Source organism: Arthrobacter sp. NPDC055138, from assembly GCF_053607305.1.
Window position 1 is genome coordinate 35,836 of sequence record NZ_JBSGTH010000007.1, and the last position, 23,982, is coordinate 59,817.

General features: G+C 66.3%; 19 protein-coding genes. 17 read left to right on the forward strand and 2 right to left on the reverse strand.

Annotated elements, in window-relative coordinates:
• Nucleotides 1–44 precede the first annotated feature (44 nt).
• The 4 genes from ACWF5H_RS16465 to rplL all read left to right on the forward strand — a co-directional run bounded on the left by ACWF5H_RS16465 (nt 45) and on the right by rplL (nt 3,615).
• Nucleotides 45–1,262: an MFS transporter gene (locus tag ACWF5H_RS16465; protein ID WP_452038173.1), complete on the forward strand. Its 1,218-nt coding sequence runs from the start codon at nt 45–47 to the stop codon at nt 1,260–1,262.
• Between the two features lie 242 nt (nt 1,263–1,504).
• Nucleotides 1,505–2,263 carry a FadR/GntR family transcriptional regulator gene (locus ACWF5H_RS16470; RefSeq protein WP_452038174.1) on the forward strand — a complete coding sequence of 253 codons (759 nt, stop codon included), beginning with the start codon at nt 1,505–1,507 and terminating at the stop codon, nt 2,261–2,263.
• A gap of 316 nt (nt 2,264–2,579) precedes the next feature.
• Nucleotides 2,580–3,164, forward strand: a complete 585-nt coding sequence (gene rplJ / locus ACWF5H_RS16475) for a 50S ribosomal protein L10 (RefSeq protein WP_364644194.1) — start codon at nt 2,580–2,582, stop codon at nt 3,162–3,164.
• Nucleotides 3,165–3,234: 70 nt separating this feature from the next.
• Nucleotides 3,235–3,615: a 50S ribosomal protein L7/L12 gene (gene rplL / locus ACWF5H_RS16480; protein WP_452038176.1), complete on the forward strand. Its 381-nt coding sequence runs from the start codon at nt 3,235–3,237 to the stop codon at nt 3,613–3,615.
• A gap of 174 nt (nt 3,616–3,789) precedes the next feature.
• Here rplL and ACWF5H_RS16485 read toward each other — a convergent pair whose 3' ends face one another.
• Nucleotides 3,790–4,287, reverse strand: a complete 498-nt coding sequence (locus tag ACWF5H_RS16485; RefSeq protein WP_452038178.1) for an aminoacyl-tRNA deacylase — start codon at nt 4,285–4,287, stop codon at nt 3,790–3,792.
• 87 nt (nt 4,288–4,374) lie between these two features.
• A complete protein-coding gene (locus ACWF5H_RS16490; RefSeq protein WP_452038180.1) occupies nt 4,375–5,577 on the reverse strand; it encodes an acetyl-CoA C-acetyltransferase in 1,203 nt (400 codons plus the stop codon).
• 539 nt (nt 5,578–6,116) lie between these two features.
• Between ACWF5H_RS16490 and rpoB the strand changes: the two genes are divergently transcribed.
• The 13 genes from rpoB to ACWF5H_RS16555 all read left to right on the forward strand — a co-directional run bounded on the left by rpoB (nt 6,117) and on the right by ACWF5H_RS16555 (nt 23,981).
• Nucleotides 6,117–9,635 (forward strand): DNA-directed RNA polymerase subunit beta, encoded by a 3,519-nt coding sequence (gene rpoB / locus ACWF5H_RS16495; protein WP_452038181.1) that lies wholly within the window; start codon nt 6,117–6,119, stop codon nt 9,633–9,635.
• Nucleotides 9,636–9,751: 116 nt separating this feature from the next.
• The gene (locus ACWF5H_RS16500) at nt 9,752–13,642 is read left to right on the forward strand and encodes a DNA-directed RNA polymerase subunit beta' (protein WP_364644208.1); all 3,891 of its coding nucleotides are present in this window, start codon (nt 9,752–9,754) and stop codon (nt 13,640–13,642) included.
• A gap of 359 nt (nt 13,643–14,001) precedes the next feature.
• On the forward strand, nt 14,002–14,757 hold the full coding sequence (locus ACWF5H_RS16505) for an IclR family transcriptional regulator (RefSeq protein WP_452038183.1): 756 nt from the start codon (nt 14,002–14,004) through the stop codon (nt 14,755–14,757).
• Nucleotides 14,758–14,953: 196 nt separating this feature from the next.
• Nucleotides 14,954–16,141 carry a 4-hydroxybenzoate 3-monooxygenase gene (locus ACWF5H_RS16510; protein ID WP_452038184.1) on the forward strand — a complete coding sequence of 396 codons (1,188 nt, stop codon included), beginning with the start codon at nt 14,954–14,956 and terminating at the stop codon, nt 16,139–16,141.
• Nucleotides 16,142–16,219: 78 nt separating this feature from the next.
• Nucleotides 16,220–17,065: a protocatechuate 3,4-dioxygenase subunit beta gene (pcaH, locus tag ACWF5H_RS16515; protein ID WP_452038186.1), complete on the forward strand. Its 846-nt coding sequence runs from the start codon at nt 16,220–16,222 to the stop codon at nt 17,063–17,065.
• Entirely contained in the window at nt 17,065–17,637 is a 573-nt protein-coding gene (gene pcaG / locus ACWF5H_RS16520; protein WP_452038187.1) for a protocatechuate 3,4-dioxygenase subunit alpha, read from the forward strand. The genes pcaH and pcaG overlap by 1 nt, the downstream gene beginning before the upstream one ends.
• 6 nt (nt 17,638–17,643) lie before the next feature.
• The gene (locus ACWF5H_RS16525; RefSeq protein ID WP_452038188.1) at nt 17,644–19,125 is read left to right on the forward strand and encodes a lyase family protein; all 1,482 of its coding nucleotides are present in this window, start codon (nt 17,644–17,646) and stop codon (nt 19,123–19,125) included.
• Complete coding sequence (locus ACWF5H_RS16530) at nt 19,122–19,916, forward strand: alpha/beta fold hydrolase (RefSeq protein WP_452038190.1); 795 nt, start codon at nt 19,122–19,124, stop codon at nt 19,914–19,916. Before ACWF5H_RS16525 ends, ACWF5H_RS16530 begins: the two co-directional genes overlap by 4 nt.
• A gap of 44 nt (nt 19,917–19,960) precedes the next feature.
• Entirely contained in the window at nt 19,961–20,389 is a 429-nt protein-coding gene (pcaC, locus tag ACWF5H_RS16535; RefSeq protein ID WP_277883599.1) for a 4-carboxymuconolactone decarboxylase, read from the forward strand.
• 216 nt (nt 20,390–20,605) lie between these two features.
• A complete protein-coding gene (locus tag ACWF5H_RS16540) occupies nt 20,606–21,817 on the forward strand; it encodes a thiolase family protein (protein WP_452038192.1) in 1,212 nt (403 codons plus the stop codon).
• A 14-nt stretch (nt 21,818–21,831) separates the two neighbouring features.
• The gene (locus tag ACWF5H_RS16545; protein ID WP_364644232.1) at nt 21,832–22,518 is read left to right on the forward strand and encodes a 3-oxoacid CoA-transferase subunit A; all 687 of its coding nucleotides are present in this window, start codon (nt 21,832–21,834) and stop codon (nt 22,516–22,518) included.
• Nucleotides 22,518–23,162 carry a 3-oxoacid CoA-transferase subunit B gene (locus ACWF5H_RS16550; protein WP_452038193.1) on the forward strand — a complete coding sequence of 215 codons (645 nt, stop codon included), beginning with the start codon at nt 22,518–22,520 and terminating at the stop codon, nt 23,160–23,162. Before ACWF5H_RS16545 ends, ACWF5H_RS16550 begins: the two co-directional genes overlap by 1 nt.
• A gap of 27 nt (nt 23,163–23,189) precedes the next feature.
• The gene (locus ACWF5H_RS16555) at nt 23,190–23,981 is read left to right on the forward strand and encodes an IclR family transcriptional regulator domain-containing protein (RefSeq protein WP_127511053.1); all 792 of its coding nucleotides are present in this window, start codon (nt 23,190–23,192) and stop codon (nt 23,979–23,981) included.
• Nucleotide 23,982 lies beyond the last annotated feature (1 nt).

The following is a 23,982-nucleotide window of genomic DNA, read 5'->3' on the forward strand; positions in this document are numbered from 1 at the left end:
GGCAAGTTTGCGACGGCACCGGCAGGCACTACGGAAGGGACATCGTGGAGACAGTGAGCAAGGGCGCAACCAAGAACCTGGTGCTGGCCACGGCGGCTTCGCTGACGGCGTTCTGGGCGTGGACCATCATCGCACCGCTGAGCGCGGCCTATACCCAGCAGATGGACCTGACCACGTCGCAGACCTCAATTGTGGTGGCCATGCCGGTCTTCGTCGGATCGCTGGCCAGGATCGTCGTCGGGTCCCTCACCGACCGTTTCGGCGGCCGGATCATGTTCACCGTGGTGCTGCTCAGCACCGTTCCGTCCGTGCTGTTGGTGGCGCTGGCCGGCTCCCTCCAGTCCTATCTGCTGCTGGTGGTTTTCGCCTTCTTCCTCGGCGTGGCCGGCACGGTGTTTGCCGTCGGCATCCCGTTCGTGAGCCCGTGGTATCCGAAGTCGCGCCGCGGTTTTGCCACCGGCGTCTTCGGCGCCGGCATGGGCGGCACCGCCCTGTCCGCTTTCCTCACGCCCCGGCTGGTGGCATGGATCGGCTATTTCCCCACCCATCTGTTGGTGGCCGCACTGCTGGTTGCGGTAGCCGTAGTCATCTGGTTCACCATGGAGGAAGCTCCCAGCTGGGAAGCCAACCGAAACCCGGTAATTCCCAAGTTGAAGGCCGCGGCCAAATTGCGGATCACCTGGGAAATGTGCTTCCTCTACGCCGTGGTGTTCGGCGGTTTCGTCTCCTTCAGCAACTACCTGCCGACCTACCTGAAGGATGTGTACGAGATGGATCCCACCGGGGCCGGCACCCGGACGGCGGGCTTCGCCTTGGCCGCAGTGCTGCTCAGGCCGGTCGGCGGCATCCTTGCGGACAAGATCGGCCCCAAGCCGGTGGTGCTCTTCTCGCTGGGCGCCGTGGTGGTCCTCGCCTTTGTGGTCAATATGCGGCCAGGGGCTGAAATCCCGGCTGGCCTGACCTTCCTGGCCATGGCTGCGGCACTCGGCTTAGGCACCGGCGGCGTGTTCGCCTGGGTGGGAATCAGCGCGCCGCCCGAGCGGGTCGGGTCGGTGACCGGAATCGTCAGCGCGGCGGGCGGGCTAGGCGGATACTTCCCCCCGCTGGTCATGGGCGCTACCTACAATGCCGAAGACAAAAGCTACGCCATCGGACTCCTGCTGCTGGCTGCCACGGCGCTGGTCGCATTCGCCTACACCACCACGTTCATGAAGGGCCGCCGCAAGCCCGCGGAGGAACCCGCCGGGTCGGGGGCCGGCTGAAACTTCGGCGAACCGCGGGAGCTGACTCCCCGCGCGGAAGGGCCCTTCCCCCCTGATTGGGCGTTGGCCCGGAGCGGCCACTGCGCCCGGAACCGCCGCACCGCCCGGCACCGAATCCGGCCTTCTATGACGTCACAAAGCGCGTGTGGCGCGCGGCCGTAATGCTACCTCTCAGTAACCTCAACGCGCGGTTAAGATCATTGCGCACCGGCATCCGCGCCGGGAGCGACGGGAGCAGGTGCATGGAACACAAGACACTGGTGGACACGGTGGCGGAGAAGCTGCTGGAGGACATTGTCGCCGGCCGTCTGGCACCGGGAGACGCGCTGCCGGCCGAAGCGGACATCGCCGCCGAATACCAGGTCAGCCGGTTGACCGTCCGGGAAGCCCTCACGATGCTGCGGACCATCAAGGTGATCAGCGTGCAGCGGGGCCGGGGTACCTTCATCACCCCGCCGGATCAGTGGACCTCCGTCGAGGCGATCGTCCGGGCCGCCGCGCACAGCACCGGTAACTCCGTCGCGTCCAAGCAATTGCTGGAAGCGCGGCGCTTGGTCGAGTCGGGGGCCGCGGCGCTGGCCGCGGCTCGCCGCACGGACACGGACCTGGAGCTTCTGCGCGGCGAACTGGCCTCGATGGCGTCAGCGGATGCGGCGGGCGATGCGGATGCCTTCGTCGAAGCCGACCGCTCGTTCCACGCGCTGATCCTCAAAATGTCCGGCAACACGCTCTTTGCAGCCGTCTTCGTGCCGATGGGGCGGGTGCTGGCCGACGCGCGGCGCGAGGCCTTTGTCGCCGCCAGCGTGCGAGGCCGCACGCTGGCCATGCACCGCAAGGTGCTCGCCGCCGTCGAAAGCGGAGACCAGCAAGGTGCCCGCCAGGCTATGGAGGACCATGTGGGCCAGATCCAGGATGACCTGGACGGGGGAGCGGACACTCAGTCGGCGGAATCCGCCGGGGGACAGCAGGCCGCCGAAGGGCAGCAGACCGCCGTCGTGTGAATAGCCGGCAGCGGAGCCGAACACGGATCAGGACCATGCAGCAGAATTCCGCCGAGCCGCTCGCTCGCCTGCACGCGGCGCCGATTTGGAGTCCGGCAGCAGCATCCCGTAACCTTGAAGAACCAAAGACCGTCGGTCGTTGAAATCCTCCACGTTTTCAACCGAAAGTCCCGTGCCCGGGACGGCCTGCGCAGGTGAACGAAGCATTGCCCCGCAACCGGCCTGCCGGTGAGGGACTGAAGCCCCGTGCATCTGCATGGGGCGTTTTTTATGCACGCGACCCGAACCACCGGCACTATTCCCCGGAAGGAGGGTTATGGCAACGCCAAACAAGGTGGCAGCCGTTGAAGAAATCACCACTGATTTCAAGGAATCCAGCGCTGCAGTCCTAACCGAATACCGCGGGCTTACCGTTGCACAGCTCAAGGAGCTGCGTGTTTCTCTGGGCCAGGACACCAAGTTCTCGGTCGTAAAGAACACCCTGACTGGCATTGCAGCCAAGGAAGCCGGCATCGACGCGTTCGAAGGCCAGCTTGCCGGACCCACTGCTATCGCCTTCATCAAGGGTGACGCCGTTGCAGCCGCCAAGTCCCTGACGGATTTCGCAAAGTCCAACCCGCAGCTCGTCATCAAGACCGGTTTCTTCGAGGGCAAGGCCCTGGATGCAACCGCCGTTGCTGCACTGGCAGCTCTCGAGTCCCGCGAGTTCCAGCTGGCCCGCGTCGCCGGAGTCCTCAAGGCTCCGATGTCCGCACTGGCCCGCACTCTCGATGCGCTGCGCATCAAGCAGGAGGAGAACGGTGGCGCCGCTGCCGAAGCTCCGGCCGAAGCTGCCGAAGCTGAAGCTCCCGCTGCCGAAGCAACCGAGGCCCCGGCCGAGGCTGCTGCCGAAGAGCAGTAAGACTCTTCACTAACCCAACTCTTGGTGCGGACACACCAGCCGCATCACTTATCAGGAAGGACGCCAAACCATGGCGAAGCTCACCAACGAAGAGCTCATTGAAGCTTTCAAGGAACTGACCATCATCGAGCTCTCCGAGTTCGTCAAGCTGTTCGAGGAGACCTTCGAGGTCACCGCTGCAGCTGTTGCTGTTGCAGGCCCCGCCGGTGGCGGCGCTGGCGAAGCTGCTGCTGAAGAGCAGACCGAATTCGACGTCGTGCTCGAAGCTGCCGGCGACAAGAAGATCGCAGTGATCAAGGAAGTCCGCGGCCTGACCTCCCTGGGCCTCAAGGAAGCCAAGGACCTGGTTGACAGCGCTCCGAAGGCCGTCCTCGAAGGCGCCACCAAGGAAGCTGCCGAGAAGGCCAAGGAAGTTCTCGAGGCTGCCGGCGCTACCGTCACCCTCAAGTAAGCTTTTTCAGCTTCTTCAAAGCCCCGCTGCCCTTATTGGGCGGCGGGGCTTTGTATTTAAGGAAAGGACGACGGCGGTGCCGCGGTCAGCGTAGTTCCGCACCGACGGCGGTGACCACCGGTGGCGGTGCCCACCGACCGCAGCGCCACCTCACGGCGGATGCCGGGGGCTGTGTCAGGCCGGGTCGGAGATATCCGCGACCGTGGCGCCAAGCGCTGAGGTGAGCGCATCGGCGTCGACAAAGGCGGAGTAGCCATGCTCGCCGGCACCCAGCGAAATCCGCCGGCCGCGGATGGACTGGTCGGCGAAGACGGGCCAGGCGGTGCTGCTGCCCAGCGGGGTGATGGTGCCGCGCCGGTAGCCGGTCGCCTCGAAGGCAACGTCGGCGTGCGGCAATGAGAGTTTGTTGACGCCCAGCAGCGAGCGGAGCTTGGGCCAGGAGATCTGGCGGTCCCCGGGGATCAAGGCGAACAGGAAGGAGCCGTCTTTGTGCTTGACCACCAGGGTCTTGACGATGTCCGCTTCGGCGATGCCCAGCAGCTCCGCCGCCTCGGCCAGGCTCCGGGCGCCGGAGCGCTCGGCCACTTCCACCTGAAGCGAGTGCTCTTCGGCTCCGGCCAGGAAACGTTGCAGGCCGGCAGGCAGGGCAGGGGCACCGGATTCATTGCTCATGTCCGGTTCAAGTCCCGGTGCCCGGCCGGTATTCCCTCACCGAACAGCCGGCACCCCCGTACCCGGCCGAAACGTTGACCCGCGGTCCTAGTCGCGGTACAGCAGCAGCGCTTCGCCCTGGCCGCCGCCGCCGCACAGGGAGACCGCAGCCTTGCCGGTCCCGCGCCGGTGCAGTTCAAGGGCGGCGGTCAGTGCCAGCCTGGCGCCGGAAGCGCCGATCGGATGGCCCAGGGCAATGGCGCCGCCGTGGATATTGCACTTTTCCAGCGGGTAGTCCAGGTCCTGAAGCGACTGCACGGCCACGGCGCCGAAGGCTTCGTTGATTTCGATGAAGTCCAGCTCCGCGGTGGTCCAGCCGGCCCGTTGCAGGGCCTGCGAGATGGCGTTGGAGGGCTGGGACTGCAACGAGGTGTCCGGTCCGGCAACCTGCCCGGCCCGGCCGACGACGGCCAGCCAGTCCAGCCCATGGTCTTCGGCGAAACCTCGGGTGGTTACCACTACCGCAGCGGCGCCGTCGGACAGCGGGGACGAGTTCCCGGCCGTGATGGTGCCGTCCTTGGCAAAAGCGGGGCGCAATGGCGCCAGGCCCTCCACAGTGGTCTGCGGACGGACGCCCTCGTCGCGGTCCACCACCAGATCGGCGCCCTTGCGCTGCGGCACTTTGACCGCAACGATCTCGTCGTCGAAGACGCCGCTCTCCGCAGCGGCCGCGGCCCGCTGGTGGGACGCAGCAGCTACTTCGTCCTGCGCTTCGCGGGCGATGCCCAGTTCGCTGTTCCGCCGCTCGGTGGAGACACCCATGGACTCGTGATCGAAGGCATCGGTGAGGCCGTCGTGAGCCGTGGCGTCGAGGGCGGTCATGCTGCCGTACGTCCAGCCCTGGCGGGAACCCGGCAGCAGGTGCGGGCCGTTGGTCATGGACTCCTGCCCGCCGGCCACCACCACGCGCGCCTCGCCGGAGCGAATCAGCCGGGCGGCGTCGGTAATAGCAGCCAGCCCGGAGAGGCACACCTTGTTGATCGTCACGGTGGGCACGTTCCAGCCCAGTCCCGCGGCGATGGAAGCCTGGCGGGCAGGGTTCTGGCCGGCGCCGGCCTGGATGACGTGCCCCATGATGACCGCGTCCACCTGTTCTGCGGCCACGCCGCCGCGCTCCAGTGCGGCAGCGATGGCCTTACCCCCGAGCTCGACGGCGCTGAAGGCCGCGAGCTGGCCGTTCAGCCGTCCGTTGGGCGTGCGTGCGCCGGCCAGGATGACGACGTCGTCGCGACTGCTGTTGTTCTGGGCCATGGTGTACCTGACTCTTTCTGCGCCGCCGTGCACGCAGTTATAGACTGTGGCCGGCGGCTGCTGCGATGGGTATGATCTGTTTCACAGATTACCCGTGCCGCGGAACTCGCCATAAGCGGAGATCCGGAAATGTTGGCAACGGGGTATATGCTGGTGGCGTTGTCCCGGGGAAGACAACCGCGAAGACGCCTATCGCACTGCGTTTGCACCGCGGCAAGCTGCGGTCAGCTCTACGCTCCGCACCGCGTTTCGCACAGCGCCTGCCGCTCCGATCCCGACGACGGGGGAGCGGGTAACTGGCCCTGCCTCCGTGCTGGACAATCCGCGGCGCAGTCCCGTACACTTAGTATTTGCGTCTTCCCTCAAAACCTTTGGCCTTCATATAGCGGTGGGCTTCGCCACGCCCTATCTGTGTTTAACTGCAGATCGTGCGGCGGGCAAGGATCATATAGCGGATCCAGGTTGTGTCCGGACCTCACCAGGGGTGCCGGCAGTGCGGAAGCGCAGGACAAGCCTGAAGGTCTGTGGAAGGATCCCTCTTGGTCGCCTCGAGCACCTCTAATACCGATACCGCTAACAGCCTGCTGGACGCCTCGTCGAACGACGGCGCAACCCGGCGGCTCTCATTCGCCAAGATTCACGAACCTCTTGACGTTCCCAATCTGCTCGCCCTTCAGACCGACAGCTTCGACTGGCTGGTCGGCAACGAACGCTGGAAGGCGCGCGTAGCCAAGGCCCAGGAAGAAGGCCGCCAGGGCCTGGCCACCACCTCCGGCCTCTCTGACATCTTCGAAGAGATCTCCCCGATCGAGGACTTCCAGGGCACCATGTCCCTGAGCTTCTCCGAGCCGGAGTTCGCCGATCCGAAGTACACCATGGCCGAGTGCAAGGACCGCGACGCCACGTACTCCGCTCCGCTGTATGTCAAGGCCGAGTTCATGAACAACAACACGGGCGAAATCAAGCAGCAGACCGTGTTCATGGGCGACTTCCCGCTGATGACCGACAAGGGCACCTTCGTCATCAACGGCACCGAGCGCGTCGTCGTCTCCCAGCTGGTCCGCTCGCCGGGCGCCTACTTCGAGAAGACCGCCGACAAGACCAGCGACAAGGACATCTTCACCGCGAAGATCATCCCGTCCCGCGGCGCCTGGTTCGAGCTGGAAATCGACAAGCGCGACCAGGTCGGCGTACGCCTTGACCGCAAGCGCAAGCAGTCCGTGACCGTGCTGCTGAAGGCACTGGGCTGGACCGAGGGCCAGATCCTGGAGAGCTTCGGCGAGTACGACTCGATCCGCGCCACGCTGGAGAAGGACGCCACCCAGACCCAGGAGGAAGCCCTCCTGGACATCTACCGCAAGCTGCGTCCAGGCGAGCCGCCCACAGTCGAGGCCGCCCAGTCCCTGCTGGACAACCTGTACTTCAACCCGAAGCGCTACGATCTGGCCAAGGTTGGCCGCTACAAGATCAACCGCAAGCTGGGCATCGACAAGCCGCTGACCGATCCGGACGCCTCGGTCCTGAACAATGACGACATCGTCGCCATGATCAAGTTCCTGGTGGCCCTGCACGCCGGCGAAGCCACCATCCCGGGCAAGCGCGACGGCGCCGACCACGACCTCCGCGTCGAGGTCGACGACATCGACCACTTCGGCAACCGCCGCATCCGCGCGGTCGGCGAGCTGATCGAGAACCAGGTCCGCACCGGCCTCTCCCGCATGGAGCGCGTGGTCCGCGAACGCATGACCACCCAGGACGTGGAGGCCATCACCCCGCAGACCCTGATCAACATCCGCCCCGTAGTGGCTGCGATCAAGGAGTTCTTCGGTACCTCGCAGCTCTCCCAGTTCATGGACCAGAACAACCCGCTGGCCGGCCTGACGCACAAGCGCCGTCTGTCCGCACTGGGCCCGGGTGGTCTGTCCCGTGACCGTGCCGGCATGGAAGTCCGTGACGTGCACCCCTCGCACTACGGCCGCATGTGCCCGATCGAGACGCCTGAAGGCCCGAACATCGGCCTGATCGGCTCGCTGGCTTCCTACGGCCGCATCAACGCGTTCGGTTTCATCGAGACTCCGTACCGCAAGGTCGTCAACGGGCAGGTCACCGACCAGGTGGACTACCTGACCGCGGATGACGAGATCGAGTGCGTCATCGCCCAGGCGAACGCGCCGCTCAGCGAGGACCTGCACTTCGAGGAGGACCTGGTCCTCTGCCGTGAGCGCGGCGGCGGCGGCGAGCCGGTTTTGGTGCCGGGCGACGAAGTCGACTACATGGACGTTTCCCCGCGTCAGATGGTGTCGGTCGCAACGGCCCTGATTCCGTTCCTCGAGCACGACGACGCGAACCGCGCGCTGATGGGCGCCAACATGCAGCGCCAGGCTGTGCCGCTGCTGCGTTCGGAAGCCCCGCTGGTGGGCACCGGCATGGAGCGCTACGCGGCTGTTGACGCCGGCGACTCCGTGGTTGCCGCCAAGCCGGGCGTGGTCACCGAGGTCTCCGCCGACCTGGTCACCGCGCTGAACGACGACGGCACCGAGACCCGGTACCCGATCATGAAGTTCGCCCGCTCCAACCAGGGCAACGCCTACAACCAGCGCGTCCTCGTCTCCGAGGGCCAGCGGCTGGAAGCCCGCAGCATCATTGCCGACGGTCCGTCCACCGATCAGGGTGAACTGGCACTGGGCAAGAACCTGCTGGTGGCGTTCATGTCCTGGGAAGGACACAACTACGAGGATGCGATCATCCTCTCGCAGCGTGTGGTCTCCGACGACGTGCTGACCTCCATCCACATCGAGGAGCACGAGGTTGATGCCCGCGACACCAAGCTCGGTGCCGAGGAAATAACCCGCGACATCCCGAACGTGTCCGAGGAAGTGCTCTCGCAGCTGGACGAGCGCGGCATCATCCACATCGGTGCCGAGGTCGACGCCGGCGACATCCTGGTGGGTCGCGTGACCCCGAAGGGCGAGACCGAGCTGACTCCGGAAGAGCGCCTGCTGCGCGCAATCTTCGGTGAGAAGTCCCGCGAAGTGCGCGACACCTCCCTGAAGGTTCCGCACGGCGAATCCGGCACCGTGATCGGCGTCCGGATCTTCGACCGCGACAACGACGACGAGCTGCCCCCGGGCGTGAACCAGCTGGTGCGCGTGTACGTGGCGCAGAAGCGTAAGATCACCGACGGCGACAAGCTCGCCGGCCGCCACGGCAACAAGGGCGTCATCTCCAAGATCCTGCCGATCGAGGATATGCCGTTCCTGGAAGACGGCACCCCGGTCGACGTTGTGCTGAACCCGCTGGGTGTTCCCGGCCGCATGAACGTGGGCCAGGTTCTGGAGATCCACCTCGGCTGGGCCGCCAAGCAGGGCTGGAACATCGAAGGCAATCCGGACTGGGCCAAGAACCTGCCGAACCTGCCGCGCCAGACCGGTCCCACCACGGTGGCGACCCCGGTGTTCGACGGCGCCAGCGAGTTCGAGATCACCGGGCTGCTGGATTCGACCACCCCGACCCGCGACGGCGACCGCCTGATCGGTTCGTCCGGCAAGGCGCGTCTGTTCGACGGCCGCTCCGGCCAGCCGTTCCCGGATCCGGTGTCCGTGGGCTACATGTACATCCTGAAGCTGCACCACCTGGTGGACGACAAGATCCACGCGCGCTCCACCGGCCCGTACTCGATGATCACCCAGCAGCCGCTGGGCGGTAAGGCGCAGTTCGGTGGCCAGCGCTTCGGTGAAATGGAAGTGTGGGCCCTGGAGGCCTACGGCGCCGCGTACACCCTGCAGGAACTGCTCACCATCAAGTCCGACGACATCCACGGCCGCGTCAAGGTCTACGAGGCGATCGTCAAGGGCGAGAACATCCCGGAGCCGGGAGTTCCCGAATCCTTCAAGGTGTTGATCAAGGAAATGCAGTCGCTGTGCCTGAACGTGGAGGTTCTCTCCACCGACGGCACCGCGATCGAAATGCGTGACTCGGATGAAGAAGTCTTCCGGGCCGCGGAAGAGCTGGGCATCGACCTTTCGCGGGCCGAGCCGAGTTCCGTCGAAGAGGTCTAGCCGGGCCGGCCGGCCGGCAGAAGGTGCCCAGCGCCCTTCGGCCGGCCAGCCGCTCATCCTCTTTCCGTAACCCGACAGACTTTCAGATTTAGAGAACAAGAGAGAACAGGGACCATATGTCCAGCGAATCCTCCTTCGGCCTCATGCGCATCGGCCTTGCCACCGCGGACGACATCCGCGACTGGAGCTACGGCGAGGTCAAGAAGCCGGAAACTATCAACTACCGCACCCTGAAGCCTGAAAAGGACGGCCTCTTCTGCGAGAAGATCTTCGGCCCGTCCCGCGACTGGGAATGCTACTGCGGTAAGTACAAGCGCGTGCGCTTCAAGGGCATCATCTGTGAGCGCTGTGGCGTCGAGGTCACCCGGGCCAAGGTCCGCCGCGAGCGGATGGGCCACATCGAACTGGCCGCCCCGGTCACGCACATCTGGTACTTCAAGGGTGTCCCGTCCCGTCTGGGCTACCTGCTCGACCTGGCGCCGAAGGACCTGGAAAAGGTCATCTACTTCGCCGCCTACATGATCACCAGCGTGGACGACGAGCGCCGCCACGAGGAACTGCCGAACCTGCAGGCCGAACACGACCTGGAGAAGAAGCAGCTGGGCGATACCCGCGATTCGGACATCGCGGCCATCGCCAAGGACCTCGAGGACGAACTGGCCCGCCTGGAAGGCGAAGGCGCCAAGGCCGCCGAGAAGAAGAAGGCCCGCGACTCCGCCGACCGCCAGATGGCCAACGTGCGCAAGCGCGCCGACGCCGAGATCGAGCGCCTGGACATGGTGTGGGACCGCTTCAAGAACCTCAAGGTCGCCGACCTTGAAGGTGACGAGGGCCTTTACCGCGAACTGCGCGACCGCTACGGCCTGTACTTCGAAGGCGCCATGGGTGCCGAGGCGATCAAGAACCGCCTCGAGAACTTCGACATGGCTGCCGAGGCCGAGTCCCTGCGCGACATCATCAAGAACGGCAAGGGCCAGCGCAAGACCCGCGCCCTGAAGCGGCTCAAGGTGGTCAACGCTTTCCTGACCACCACCAACTCGCCGCTGGGCATGGTGCTGGACGCCGTTCCGGTGATCCCGCCGGAGCTTCGCCCGATGGTGCAGCTGGACGGTGGCCGCTTCGCGACCTCCGACCTGAACGACCTGTACCGCCGCGTGATCAACCGCAACAACCGCCTGAAGCGCCTGCTGGACCTGGGCGCGCCGGAGATCATCGTCAACAACGAAAAGCGCATGCTGCAGGAAGCTGTGGACTCGCTGTTCGACAACGGCCGCCGCGGCCGTCCGGTCACCGGACCGGGCAACCGTCCGCTGAAGTCGCTCTCCGACATGCTCAAGGGCAAGCAGGGCCGCTTCCGCCAGAACCTGCTGGGAAAGCGCGTTGACTACTCCGGCCGTTCCGTGATCGTGGTCGGTCCGCAGCTGAAGCTGCACCAGTGTGGCCTGCCCAAGCAGATGGCGCTGGAGCTCTTCAAGCCGTTCGTGATGAAGCGCCTGGTTGACCTCAACCACGCGCAGAACATCAAGAGCGCCAAGCGTATGGTCGAGCGTTTCCGCCCGCAGGTCTGGGACGTGCTGGAAGAGATCATCACCGAACACCCGGTGCTGCTCAACCGTGCACCAACCCTGCACCGCCTGGGCATCCAGGCGTTCGAGCCGCAGCTGGTTGAAGGCAAGGCGCTGCAGCTGCACCCGCTGGTTTGTGCCGCTTTCAACGCCGACTTCGACGGCGACCAGATGGCTGTGCACCTGCCGCTGAGCCCCGAGGCCCAGGCCGAGGCGCGCATCCTGATGCTCTCCTCGAACAACATCCTGAAGCCGTCGGACGGCCGTCCGGTGACCCTGCCTTCACAGGACATGATCATCGGTCTGCACCACCTGACCACCAAGCGCGAAGGGGCAGCAGGCGAAGGCCGTGTCTTCGGCAGCCCGGCCGAAGCCATCATGGCCCACGACGCCGGCGAACTGCACCTGAACTCCGTCGTCAAGATCCGCGTGCCCGGCTTCGTGCCGAGCGCGGACCAGCCGGCACCGGAAGGTTGGGAAGAAGGCCAGGAAGCGCTGATCGAAACCTCGCTCGGCCAGGTCGTCTTCAACAACACCCTGCCCGAGGATTACCCCTGGGTTGAGCGTGTGGCGGACAAGGGCCAGCTCTCGGCGATCGTGAACGATCTGGCCGAGCGCTACCCGAAGGTCGTCACCGCGGCAACGCTGGACAACCTCAAGGACGCCGGTTTCTACTGGGCGACCCGCTCCGGTGTGACCGTCGCGATCTCCGACATCGCCGCCCCGGCCGAGAAGGCCTCCATCATGGAGGGCTACGAGACCCAGGCAGCACGCGTCGAGTCCCAGTACAGCAAGGGCCTGATTGCCGACGACGAACGGCGCCAGGAACTGATCGACATCTGGAACAAGGCAACCAACGAGGTTGCCGACGCGATGCGGAAGAACCTGACCAAGGAAAACACCATCAACCGCATGGTGTCCTCCGGTGCCCGTGGTAACTGGCTGCAGGTCCGCCAGATCGCCGGTATCCGTGGTCTGGTGGCCAACCCGAAGGGCGAGATCATCCCCCGCCCGATCAAGTCCTCCTACCGTGAGGGCCTGTCGGTGCTGGAGTACTTCATCGCTACGCACGGTGCCCGTAAGGGTCTGGCCGATACCGCGCTGCGTACCGCCAACTCGGGTTACCTGACCCGTCGTCTGGTGGACGTCTCGCAGGACGTGATTGTCCGCGAACTGGATTGCGGTACCGAGCGCGGCCTGAACACGGTCATCGCCGAGCCCGACCACAACGGTGAACTGCGCCGGCACGAAGAAGTGGAGAACTCCGCTTACGCCCGGACGCTGGCCACCGATGTGGTGAACTCCGAGGGCACCGTGGTGGCCGCGGCAGGCTCCGACGTCGGCGATGTGCTGATCCAGGAACTGATCGACGCCGGCATCACCGAGATCAAGGTGCGCTCCGTGCTCACCTGTGAGTCCGCCGTCGGTACGTGTGCGTTCTGCTACGGCCGTTCGCTGGCCACCGGCAAGACCGTGGACATCGGCGAGGCCGTCGGCATCATCGCCGCACAGTCCATCGGTGAGCCCGGCACGCAGCTGACCATGCGTACCTTCCACACCGGTGGTGTTGCCTCCGCGGAAGACATCACCCAGGGTCTGCCCCGTATCCAGGAGCTCTTCGAGGCCCGTACCCCGAAGGGCGTCGCGCCGATGGCCGAAGTGGCCGGACGCGTGTCCATCGAGGACGGCGAGCGCCAGATGCGCGTCATCGTCACCCCCGATGACGGCTCGGAAGAGATCGCCTACCCGGTACTGCGCCGTGCCCGACTGCTGGTTGAAGACGGCCAGCACGTGGAGGTCGGCCAGCAGCTGGTCACCGGTGCGAAGGACCCGAAGCAGGTGCTGCGTATCCTCGGCCCGCGCCAGGCCCAGAAGTTCCTGGTGGACGAGGTCCAGAGCGTGTACCGCAGCCAGGGCGTTGGCATCCACGACAAGCACGTGGAAGTCATCGTTCGGCAGATGCTGCGCCGCATCACCGTCATCGAGTCGGGCGAAACCGACTTGCTGCCGGGCGAGCTCGCCGAACGGAGCCGCTTCCAGGCGGAGAACCGCAAGGCGGTTTCCGAGGGCAAGCAGCCTGCCAACGGCCGTGACGAGATGATGGGCATTACCAAGGCATCGCTCGCCACCGAGTCGTGGCTGTCGGCCGCGTCCTTCCAGGAGACCACCCGCGTTCTGACGCAGGCGGCTATGGAAGGCAAGTCCGACCCGCTGCTCGGCCTGAAGGAGAACGTCATCATCGGTAAGCTGATCCCGGCCGGTACCGGCCTGGACCGCTACACCCAGGTGTCGGTGGAGCCGACGGAGGAAGCCAAGGCCAACCTCTTCACCGGCCCCAGTGCCTTCGGCGACTTCGACTACGCCGGCGGCGACGGTTCGATGACGCCCGAGTTCCATGCCATCCCGCTGGATGACTACGATCTGGGCAACGACTACCGCTAACGAGTGGGGCGCTCCCGCGGTGTCGACTTCGTCGCCACGGCGGGGCCCCCGCGCCCCACTCTTGTAGGGCGCTTCGCGCCTGATCTGAAACGCCTCCCGCTCCCCGATACCGGGGCAGCGGGAGGCGGTTCGGCGTTTAACGGCCGAAGCGTCGTGGGAGTCGGAACGTATACCTTCCACTGGAGAGAAGTGGCCATAATATGGACCGGTTTTAGGCCATTTCTCTCCACCGGATGGGAACGGGGGAGTGATAGCCCGGCAGCCCCGGATGCGCCGCGCTCGGCCTGCCTGGATGTGCAAGCAGGTCGGAAGGGCCCCCGGCCTGCTTGCCGTCCCTTCCGGCGTGAGAACCTAGGAGCATGGCCAATTCCCCGTCCGGAGACTCGATGCTGGACCGGCTGGTACGCATCCTGTCTGCGTTCGAGCCGGACAAGCCGGCCATGAACGTTGCCACGTTATCCCGCCGCGCGGATGTGCCGTTGGCAACCACCTACCGGTTGGTGGACGAGCTCTCGCGGCACGGGCTGCTGACCAAGGATGGACCCGGGGAGATCCGGTTGGGGCTTCGGCTGTGGGAACTGGCCAACCGGAGTTCGCCCACCGTGGACCTCCGGCAGGCCGCGATGCCGTTCATGGAGGACATCCAGTCTGTGGTCCGCCAGCACACTCAGCTGGCGGTGCTGCGCGATGACGAGGTCCTGGTCATCGAGCGGTTGTCCAGCCGCGGCTCGGTGGTCAACCAGGCTCAGATTGCCGGCCGCATGCCGGTTCACCGGACCTCCATGGGAATGGTGCTGCTGGCCAATTCGCCGAACCATGTCCAGGAGTCCTACCTCTCCCGCCACCCGGAAGCCGTCACCTCGGCGGACACGGTCTCCTTCGACTTGCGCCGGCACTTGGCCGATATCCGCAAGCGCGGCTATGCCGCGTTCGACGGGCGCATCGATGCGGACACCACCGGCGTGGCCGTTCCGGTAGCGGGCCCGGCCGGCTGGCCGGTGGCAGCCCTCGGCGTGGTGGTGCCGCTGGGCTTTGAAAACTTCAACGCCGTGGTCCCGGCGCTGATGACGGCGGCGCGTGGCATCTCCCGGGCGATGGGCGTGGCGCTGCCCTAGCGGGCTAAATGAATGACGCGGATTGGAGTGGTCGTGCCGCACCGAGACGGGACAGCGGCACTGAGGCGGGACAACCGCACCGAGACAGGACACCGCCGTCGCAATTCTCAATGAATGAGAACGCGGGCGCATTCGGCTTGTCGGCCGGGTCACACTGGATCAAGACGTGACCATCATTGCTTCAGGAGACTTACTTATGGCGCAGGCGCAAATCATCAAAACCAAGGTCGGCATTGTCGGCGGAGGACCTGCCGGTCTCATGCTCAGCCATCTGCTGGCCAAGCAGGGCATTGACAACCTTGTGGTGGAATCCCGCGATCACGAGACCATCCGCAACACGCACCGCGCCGGCATCCTGGAAGCGGGCTCGGTCCAGATGCTTACCGACACCGGCGTGGACGGCCGGGTGCTCACCGACGGCGACGAGCATGAGGGCATCGACCTGCGCTTCAACGGTGAGTCGCACCCGCTGGACTTCAAAGACCTGGTGGACGCCACGGTGACGCTGTATGCGCAGAACGAGGTCTTCGTGGACCTGGCCGCTGCCCGCAAACGCGACGGCGGCGACGTGCGCTACGAGGCCGAGGTTACCGAGGTGCTGGACCTGGAGACCACTACGCCGAAATTCCGCTTCACAGACAAGGACGGCACCGCGTTTGAGGTGCACTGCGACATCCTGGTCGGTGCCGACGGCTCCCGCAGTTTCTGCCGCCGTGCGGTGAAGGGGGAGCAGGACTACAAGATCGAGTACCCGTTCGCGTGGTTCGGCATTTTGACCGAGGCCCCGAAGAGTGCCCCGGAACTGATCTATGCCAACTCCCCGCACGGCTTCGCGCTGATCTCCCAGCGCAGCGAGACCGTCCAGCGGATGTACTTCCAGTGTGATCCGGCCGAGAACGTGGACGACTGGAGCGACGACCGGATCTGGGCCGAACTGCAGAAGCGGGTGGACGGACCGGACGGCTTCCAGCTCAAGCAGGGCCCGATTTTCGACAAGACCGTGCTGGCCTTCCGATCCTTCGTCCGCGAGCCGCTGTCCCACGGCCGCATGTTCCTGGCCGGCGACGCCGGACACACCGTGCCGCCGACCGGCGCCAAGGGACTGAACCTGGCCTTCGCGGACGTCAAGGTGCTGTTCGAGGCCATCGATTCGTTCTACGCCACCGGCAGCGACGCGCTGCTGGAGGGCTACTCGGACCTGGCCTTGCAGCGGGTCTGGAAGGCGCAGAACTTCTCCTACTGGATGACCAGCATGTTGCACACCCGTAAGGACGCCTCGCCGTTCGAAACCAAGCGTGCTTTGGGTGAACTGGCCACGGTGACCGGGTCCCGCTTCGGTCAGCAGTACCTGGCCGAGTCCTACACCGGCTGGCCGCACAAGTAACCCACCCGCCTGCCGCGCGAACCAACGCGGCACACCCACCCAGAACCGCCAGACCCGAAAAACAGAAAGGAGTTCTCGATGAGCGACGCTACTGCTCAGGACGAGGCTTTCGACGCCGAGACATTTGGCGACAGCCACCTGCTGGATCCTGCCGCCACCGCGGATTCGCAGGAGACGATTAGCCAGGAAATCACCGACATCCACGAGGCCTACCGCAAGGGCGTGGAAGCCGGAGAAGCCCAGGAAACGCAGCCGCGCATCGACTTTGCGCCCTACCGTTCCTCGCTGCTGCGCCATCCCACCAAGGACCTGCACCACACGGATCCGGAGACGATCGAGCTGTGGAGCCCGGCGTTCGGCGAGCGGGACGTGCACATCCTCGAGTCGGACCTGACCATCCAGCACAACGGCGAACCACTCGGCGAGCGGATTGTTGTGCAGGGCCGGGTTCTGGACGGCGACGGGCGCCCGGTGCGCAACCAGTTGGTGGAAGTCTGGCAGGCCAACGCTGCCGGCCGCTACGTGCACAAGCGCGACCAGCACCCGGCGCCGATCGACCCCAACTTCACCGGCGTGGGCCGCTGCATCACCGGACCCAACGGCGAATACAAGTTCACCACCATCAAGCCGGCCCCGTACCCGTGGAAGAACCACCACAACGCCTGGCGTCCGGCGCACATCCACTTCTCGCTGTTCGGCACCGACTTCACCCAGCGGATGATCACCCAGATGTACTTCCCGGGCGACCCGCTGTTCCCGCTGGATCCGATCTACCAGGCGATCACCGACCAGGACGCGCGCGACCGCCTGGTCGCCACCTACGACCATTCGGTGACCAGCCACGAATGGAACACCGGCTACCGCTGGGACATCGTCCTCTCCGGCAGCAACCGCACCTGGATGGAAGAAGGCGAGGAGCACTGATGAGCGAATCCACCACCAAACTGGTAGCTACCCCGGGCCAGACCATCGGCCCGTTCTACGGCTTCGCGCTGCCTTATGAAAAGGACAGCCAGCTGGTCCACCGCGCACACACCGGATCCATCCGGCTGCACGGCGTGGTGACGGACGGCAACGGCAGCCCGATCCCCGACTCCATGCTGGAGATCTGGCAGGCCGACGAGCACGGCGAAATCTCCCGGGAGACCGGTTCGCTGGTCCGCGACGACCACACCTTCACCGGCTTCGGCCGGGTCGCCGTGGACAACGTCGGCCACTACACCTTCACCACGGTGAACCCGGGCGCCACCGAGCAGGGCAAGGCCCCGTTCATCTCCATGGTGGTCTTTGCCCGCGGCCTGCTGAACCGGCTGTTCACCCGGATCTACCTGCCGGAGGACACCGAGGCGCTGGCGAACGACCCGCTGCTGTCCTCGCTGCCGGAAGAGCGGCGGAAGACGCTGATCGCCGAACGCGAGCCGAACGGCGACCTGCGCTTCGACATCCGGCTGCAGGGCGAAGGCGAAACTGTCTTCCTGACCTACCCGGGAATCTAGGGATCCATGAATCCAGCGGACCACGCTGATTTCGGGCTGCTGTCTCCGGCTTCGGCCGGGACAGCAGCATCCCGTTTAACCAGCGACTACCAATTCATCCAAGCCATGCTCGACGTGGAACTCGAATGGACGCGTGTGCTGGCCGAGGTCGGCCGGGTGCCGGCGGACGCCGTTCCCGCCGTCGAGCAGGCCTCACGGGCAGATCTCTACGACGCCGCGGCCTTGGCCGAGCGTGCCCAGGGCGGCGGCAACCCGGTCATCCCGCTGCTCGCCGACCTGCGCGCGGAGACCAAGAAGCACAACCCGGCCGCCGCTTCGGCGATCCACCAGGGTGCCACCAGCCAGGACATCCTGGACAGCGCCCTGATGCTGATGGCGCGCCGCACACTGGCCGGCATCGTCACCGATCTGAAGTCCGCCGCCGCCGCTCTGGCGCGGCAGGCGGACGAGCACCGCGGCACCATCACCGTGGCCCGGACGCTGACCCAGCATTCGCTGCCGTCCACGTTCGGGCTCAAGGCCGCCAACTGGCTCTCCGGCGTGGCCCAGGCCGGCGTCCGGCTGGAGCAGGTGGCCGGCGAACTGCCGCTCCAATGGGGCGGTGCGGCCGGCACCATGGCCGCGCTGACGGAGTTGGCCAACCGGCCCGCCAACGCTGCGGCCACGGCCGCCGCTGCACGTGATGGAGCCGCCGGCACCGCGGCAGGCAGCGCTGCGCAGAACAACAACGACGGCGGTGCGCTGGCTTTGGCGGCCCGTCTCGCCGAACGGCTGGGGCTGGCCGATCCGGTAGCGCCGTGGCAAACCAACCGGCTGCCGGTCACCGCGCTGGCCGCGGCGCTGGCCGACGTGCTGGCCGCCGCCGGGAAGGTCGCCAACGACGTGCTGCTGCTGAGCCGGCCCGAGTTCGGCGAAGTCTCCGAGCCGGCCGCCGAAGGCCGCGGCGGTTCCTCGGCCATGCCGCAGAAGCAGAACCCGGTGCTGTCCGTGCTGATCCGCAGCGCCGCACTGGCCGGTCCCGGGCATCTGGCCCAGATCCAGGCCGCGGCCGCCGGCGCCATTGACGAGCGGCCGGACGGATCCTGGCACGTGGAGTGGCAAGCGCTGCGCCAGCTGCTCCGGCTGGCCGGCGGGGCAGCCGCCAAGCTGGCCGAACTCTCCGAAGGCCTGGTGGTCCATCCGGAACGGATGCGCAGCAATCTGGCGATCACCGGTGAGCTGGTGGTCAGCGAACGCATCATGGCCACCGTGGCGCCGCTGCTGGACGGCGGTTCCCCGGGCGCCGGCAAGTCCAAGGTCCAGAGCCTGGTCAACCGGTCGCTGGCCAGCCAGGGCACGCTGGCACAGCTGCTGCGCGGCGCGGTGCCGGCCGACATGCTGACCGACGCGGCGCTGGCCGAGCTGCTGGATCCGTCCGGCTACATCGGCCAGAGCAACGAACTGATCGATCGGATCACTTCCCACTATGCAGAATGGAGCAATTCGTGAGCGTTCCCGACATCACCCCCACCTTGCTGTCCGAGGGCAAGGGCAAGCCTGTGCTGCTGGCCGGCGCCGGCCTGGGCACCGGAGCCAAGGCGCTCTGGATCGACACCGTGCCGCATCTGGCGGACTTCCAGGTGGTCGGCGTGGATCTGCCCGGCCACGGGGCCAGCCCGGCCTCGACCGAGCCGTTTACCATGGCCGAACTCGCGAAGGGCGTGGTGGCCATGCTGGACAAGCTCGCCGCGGCCGGTGACATCGACGCCGAGGCCAAGGTCTACTTCGCCGGCGTCTCGATGGCCGGCCAGCTGGCACTGCAGCTGGGTCTGGACTACCCGGAACGCTTCGCCGGGCTGGGCGTGGTGTGCTCCGGCGCCAAAATCGGCGAGCCGACCGGCTGGCTGGAGCGTGCCGAGACCGTCCGCAATGCGGGCACGCCCACCATGGTGGTCGGTTCGGCGCAGCGCTGGTTCGCACCGGGCTTCATCGAGAAGCATTCCGAACGCACCACCCGGCTGCTGCACACCCTGCAGAACGCGGACCGCTTCGCCTACGCGCATTGCTGTGAGGCCTTGGCCGGCTTCGACGTCCGCGAACGGCTCGGCGAAATCACCACCCCGGTGATCGCTATTGCCGGCGGAGTGGACGAGGTCTGCCCGCCCGAGTTCGCCAAGGCAGTGGCCGACGGCGTGCGCCAGGGCAGCTCCGCAGTGGTCGATTCCGCCGCCCACCAGGCGCCCGCCGAGGCGCCCGAAGAAACCGCGGCGCTGCTGCGCGATTTCTTCCTGGCTGCCTGAGCGCGGCCCGATTCTTGACTGACACTACCCAAGGAGTACCCGCCGTGAGCGACAACCGCACCTTCGATCCCGCCAAGACCCAGCAGGAGGTCTACGACGACGGCATGGCCGTGCGCCGGCAGGTCCTGGGCAACGCGCACGTGGACCGCGCGAACAGCTCGATCGATGAGTTCACGCAGGATTTCCAGGAACTGATCACGCGCTACGCGTGGGGGACCATCTGGACCCGGGAGGGGCTGCCGCGCACCACGCGCAGCGCCATCACGCTCACCGCCATGATCGCCAAGGGCCATTGGGAGGAATTCGCCATGCACGTGCGCGCGGCGCTGACCAACGGCATGACCCGGGACGAGATCAAGGAAGTGGTGCTGCAGTCCGCGATCTACTGCGGCGTGCCGGATGCCAACGTGGCGTTCAAGGTGGCCAAGGGCGTTTTCGCCAGTCTTGACGAGGATCACAGCGCCTCGATATAGTTCATATAACGTACATGCGTTCGTGAAGCGAACACTTCCGAGGTTTAGCGGCTGTCCACGGCTCCCTGTTCCGGGGACCGCTGGAGCCGCCGCGGAGGGTTCCTGCGCGGATCCCCATCATGTCTATGGAGCGGTCCGGTCCAGCCACAGCGCTGGACCGGGCCGTTTGCTGTAACCCACGGCGCACGCCAGAAGTGCGCCACAAAGGAGCCTTGAATGAACCAGGCATATTTGTATGACGCCGTCCGCACCCCGTTCGGTAAGTTCGGCGGAGCGCTGGCCGGTGTCCGGCCGGACGACCTGGCCGCGGAAGTGGTCAAGGCGGAAGTTGCCCGCGCGCCGGGACTGGACCCGGAGCGCATCGACGAGGTGATCTTCGGCAACGCCAACGGTGCCGGCGAAGAGAACCGCAACGTCGCGCGGATGGCCACGCTGCTGGCCGGCCTGCCCACCTCCATCCCTGGCACCACGGTCAACCGGCTGTGCGGTTCCAGCCTGGATGCCGCGATCATCGGCTCCCGCCAGATCAACGCCGGCGAAGGCGACCTGGTGCTGATCGGCGGCGTCGAGTCGATGAGCCGCGCGCCGTGGGTGCTGCCGAAGACCGAGAAGCCCTACCCGGCGGGCAACATGACCTTGGCGTCCACCACGCTGGGCTGGCGGCTGGTGAACAAGAAGATGCCGCAGGAATGGGCCGTATCCTTGGGCGAGGCCACCGAGCAGCTGCGCGAGCGCCACGGGATTAGCCGCGAGCGGCAGGACGAGTTTGCCGCGGCGTCGCACCGCCTGGCCGCCGAGGCCTGGAACGAAGGCAAATACGACTCGATGGTGGTGCAGGTTCCGGGCACCGACCTGACCCGCGACGAGTCCATTCGCCCCACCAGCACCGCCGAGGTGCTGGCCGGGCTGAAGACCGTCTTCCGGCCCGTTGCCGACGGCCCCGAAGGCGGCACGGTGACGGCGGGCAACGCGTCGCCGCTGAACGACGGCGCGTCCGCGGCCTGGTTGGGCAGCGAGGCTGCCGCCGGGCTGCTGGGAACCGAGCCGCTGGCCCGGATTGCCGGCCGCGGCGCCTCCGCCCTGGAGCCGCAGTTCTTCGGCTTCGCTCCGGTCGAGGCTGCGAATCAGGCCGTCCGCCGGGCGGGCATCAGCTGGTCGGATGTCTCCGCCGTCGAGCTCAATGAAGCCTTTGCCGCGCAGTCGCTGGCCTGCATCGACAACTGGGACATCGATCCCGCCATCGTGAACGCCTGGGGCGGCGCCGTGGCCATCGGCCACCCGCTGGGGGCCTCGGGCATCCGCATCCTCGGCACGCTGGCGCGCCGTCTGCAGGAATCGGGCGAACGCTGGGGCGTGGCCGCGATCTGCATCGGCGTGGGCCAGGGCCTCGCCGTCGTGCTGGAAAACGTCAACTCAACCAAGAACTAAGGAGGTAAGCCAGCATGGCAAAATTTGCTGCTACTGCCCAGGACGCCGTGGCCGGCATCCAAGACGGCGCCACGGTCCTGATCGGCGGCTTCGGCAACGCCGGCCAGCCGATGGAACTGATCGACGCGCTGATGGACTGCGGCGCCACTGACCTGACGGTGGTGAACAACAACGCGGGCCAGGCCGACGCCGGCCTGGCGCTGCTGATCAAGGAACGCCGGGTCAAGAAGATCATCTGCTCGTTCCCGCGCCAGTCCGACTCCTGGCACTTCGACACCGCCTACCGGGCGGGTGAAATTGAACTCGAACTGGTGCCGCAGGGCAACCTCGCCGAGCGCATCCGTGCTGCCGGCGCAGGCATCGGCGGCTTCTTCACGCCCACCGGCTATGGCACCATGCTGGCCGAGGGCAAGGAAACCCGCGTGATCGACGGCAAGGGCTACGTGCTCGAGTCTCCGATCTACGGCGACGTGGCGCTGATCAAGGCGCTGACCTCGGACAAGAAGGGCAACCTGGTCTACCGCAAGACCGCCCGCAACTTCGGGCCGATCATGGCCGCCGCCGCCAAGAAAAGCATCGTCCAGGTCTCCGGCATTGTGGAGACCGGCCAGTTGGATCCCGAGGTCATCGTGACGCCGGGCATCTACGTGGACACCGTCGTCGAAATTGCGCCGCAGGCCGCAGAAGGAGAGGCACACTAGTGAGCGAGAAACTTAGCCGCGAGGACCTGGCCAAACTGGTCGCGCAGGACATCCAGCCCGGTTCCTTCGTCAACCTCGGCATCGGCCAGCCGACGTCCGTCTCGAACTACCTGACCGCCGAACAGGACATCACCCTGCATACCGAGAACGGCATGCTGGGGATGGGCCCGGAGGCGCACGGCGATGAGGTCGACCAGGACCTGATCAACGCGGGCAAGGTCCCGGTCACCGAAGTGCCGGGGGCGTCCTACTTCCACCATGCGGACTCCTTCGCCATGATGCGCGGCGGCCATCTGGACGTCTGCGTGCTCGGCGCCTTCCAGGTCTCGGCCACCGGCGATCTGGCGAACTGGCACACCGGCGCCCCGGATGCCATCCCCGCCGTCGGCGGCGCGATGGACCTCGCCACCGGCGCCAAGGACGTCTACGTGATGATGTCCCTGTTCGCCAAGGACGGCACGCCCAAGCTGGTGCCCGACTGCAGCTACCCGCTCACGGGCGTGGGCTGCGTCACCCGCGTATACACTAATGACGCGGTCTTCCTGCTGACGCCGGAAGGCGTGCGGGTGCGCCAAACCTTCGGGACCACGCTTGAGGAGCTGCAGTCCAAGATGGACATCAAGCTGCTCCCGCCCACCGAGTAAAGCCCCCCCGTAAAGCTCGAAGGAACCATGACCGAGACCAAAACGCCTGGCGATCAGTTCGTCCAGTCACTGGCCCGCGGATTGACCGTGATCCGGGCTTTCGACGCCGACAACGTCACCATGACGCTCAGTGAGGTCTCCAAACGGACCGGCCTGACCCGCGCTACGGCGCGGCGGTTCCTGCATACCCTGGTGGATCTGGGGTATGTGCGCACCGACGGCCGCGTCTTCGAGCTCACCGCCTTGGTGCTCCAGCTGGGGTATTCCTACCTTGCCGGGCAGAGTCTGCCCCAGCTGGTGCAGCCATTGCTGGAGGAGCTTTCCGCCGAGCTGCACGAATCCACGTCCGCCTCGATCCTCGACGGCGACGAGATTGTCTACATCGCCCGCATCCACACCCGACGGATCATGACCGTAGGGATCATGGTGGGCACCCGGTTCCCGGCCTACGCCACCTCGATGGGCCGGGTGCTGCTGGCCGGCTTGCCGATCGAGGAACTGGAGCAGAGGTTGGCCTCCACCACGCTGAAGCAACTGACGCCGCGGACCATCGCCGACCCGGTGAAGCTGCGGGCGGAGCTGGACACTGTGCGCAGCCAAGGCTGGTCCCTGGTGGACCAGGAGCTGGAGATCGGACTGCGCTCCGTGGCAGTGCCGGTGCTGCATCCGGACGGCTCCGTGGCCGCCGCGCTGAACATGTCCATGCAGGCCTCGCTGGCGGACGGCACCCGCGACGTGGATGCCGTAGTCGCCGAGGCGCTGCCCAAGCTGCGGGCCGCCTCGGCCAAGATCACCGACGCCCTGCGCGCTCAGCAGTAGG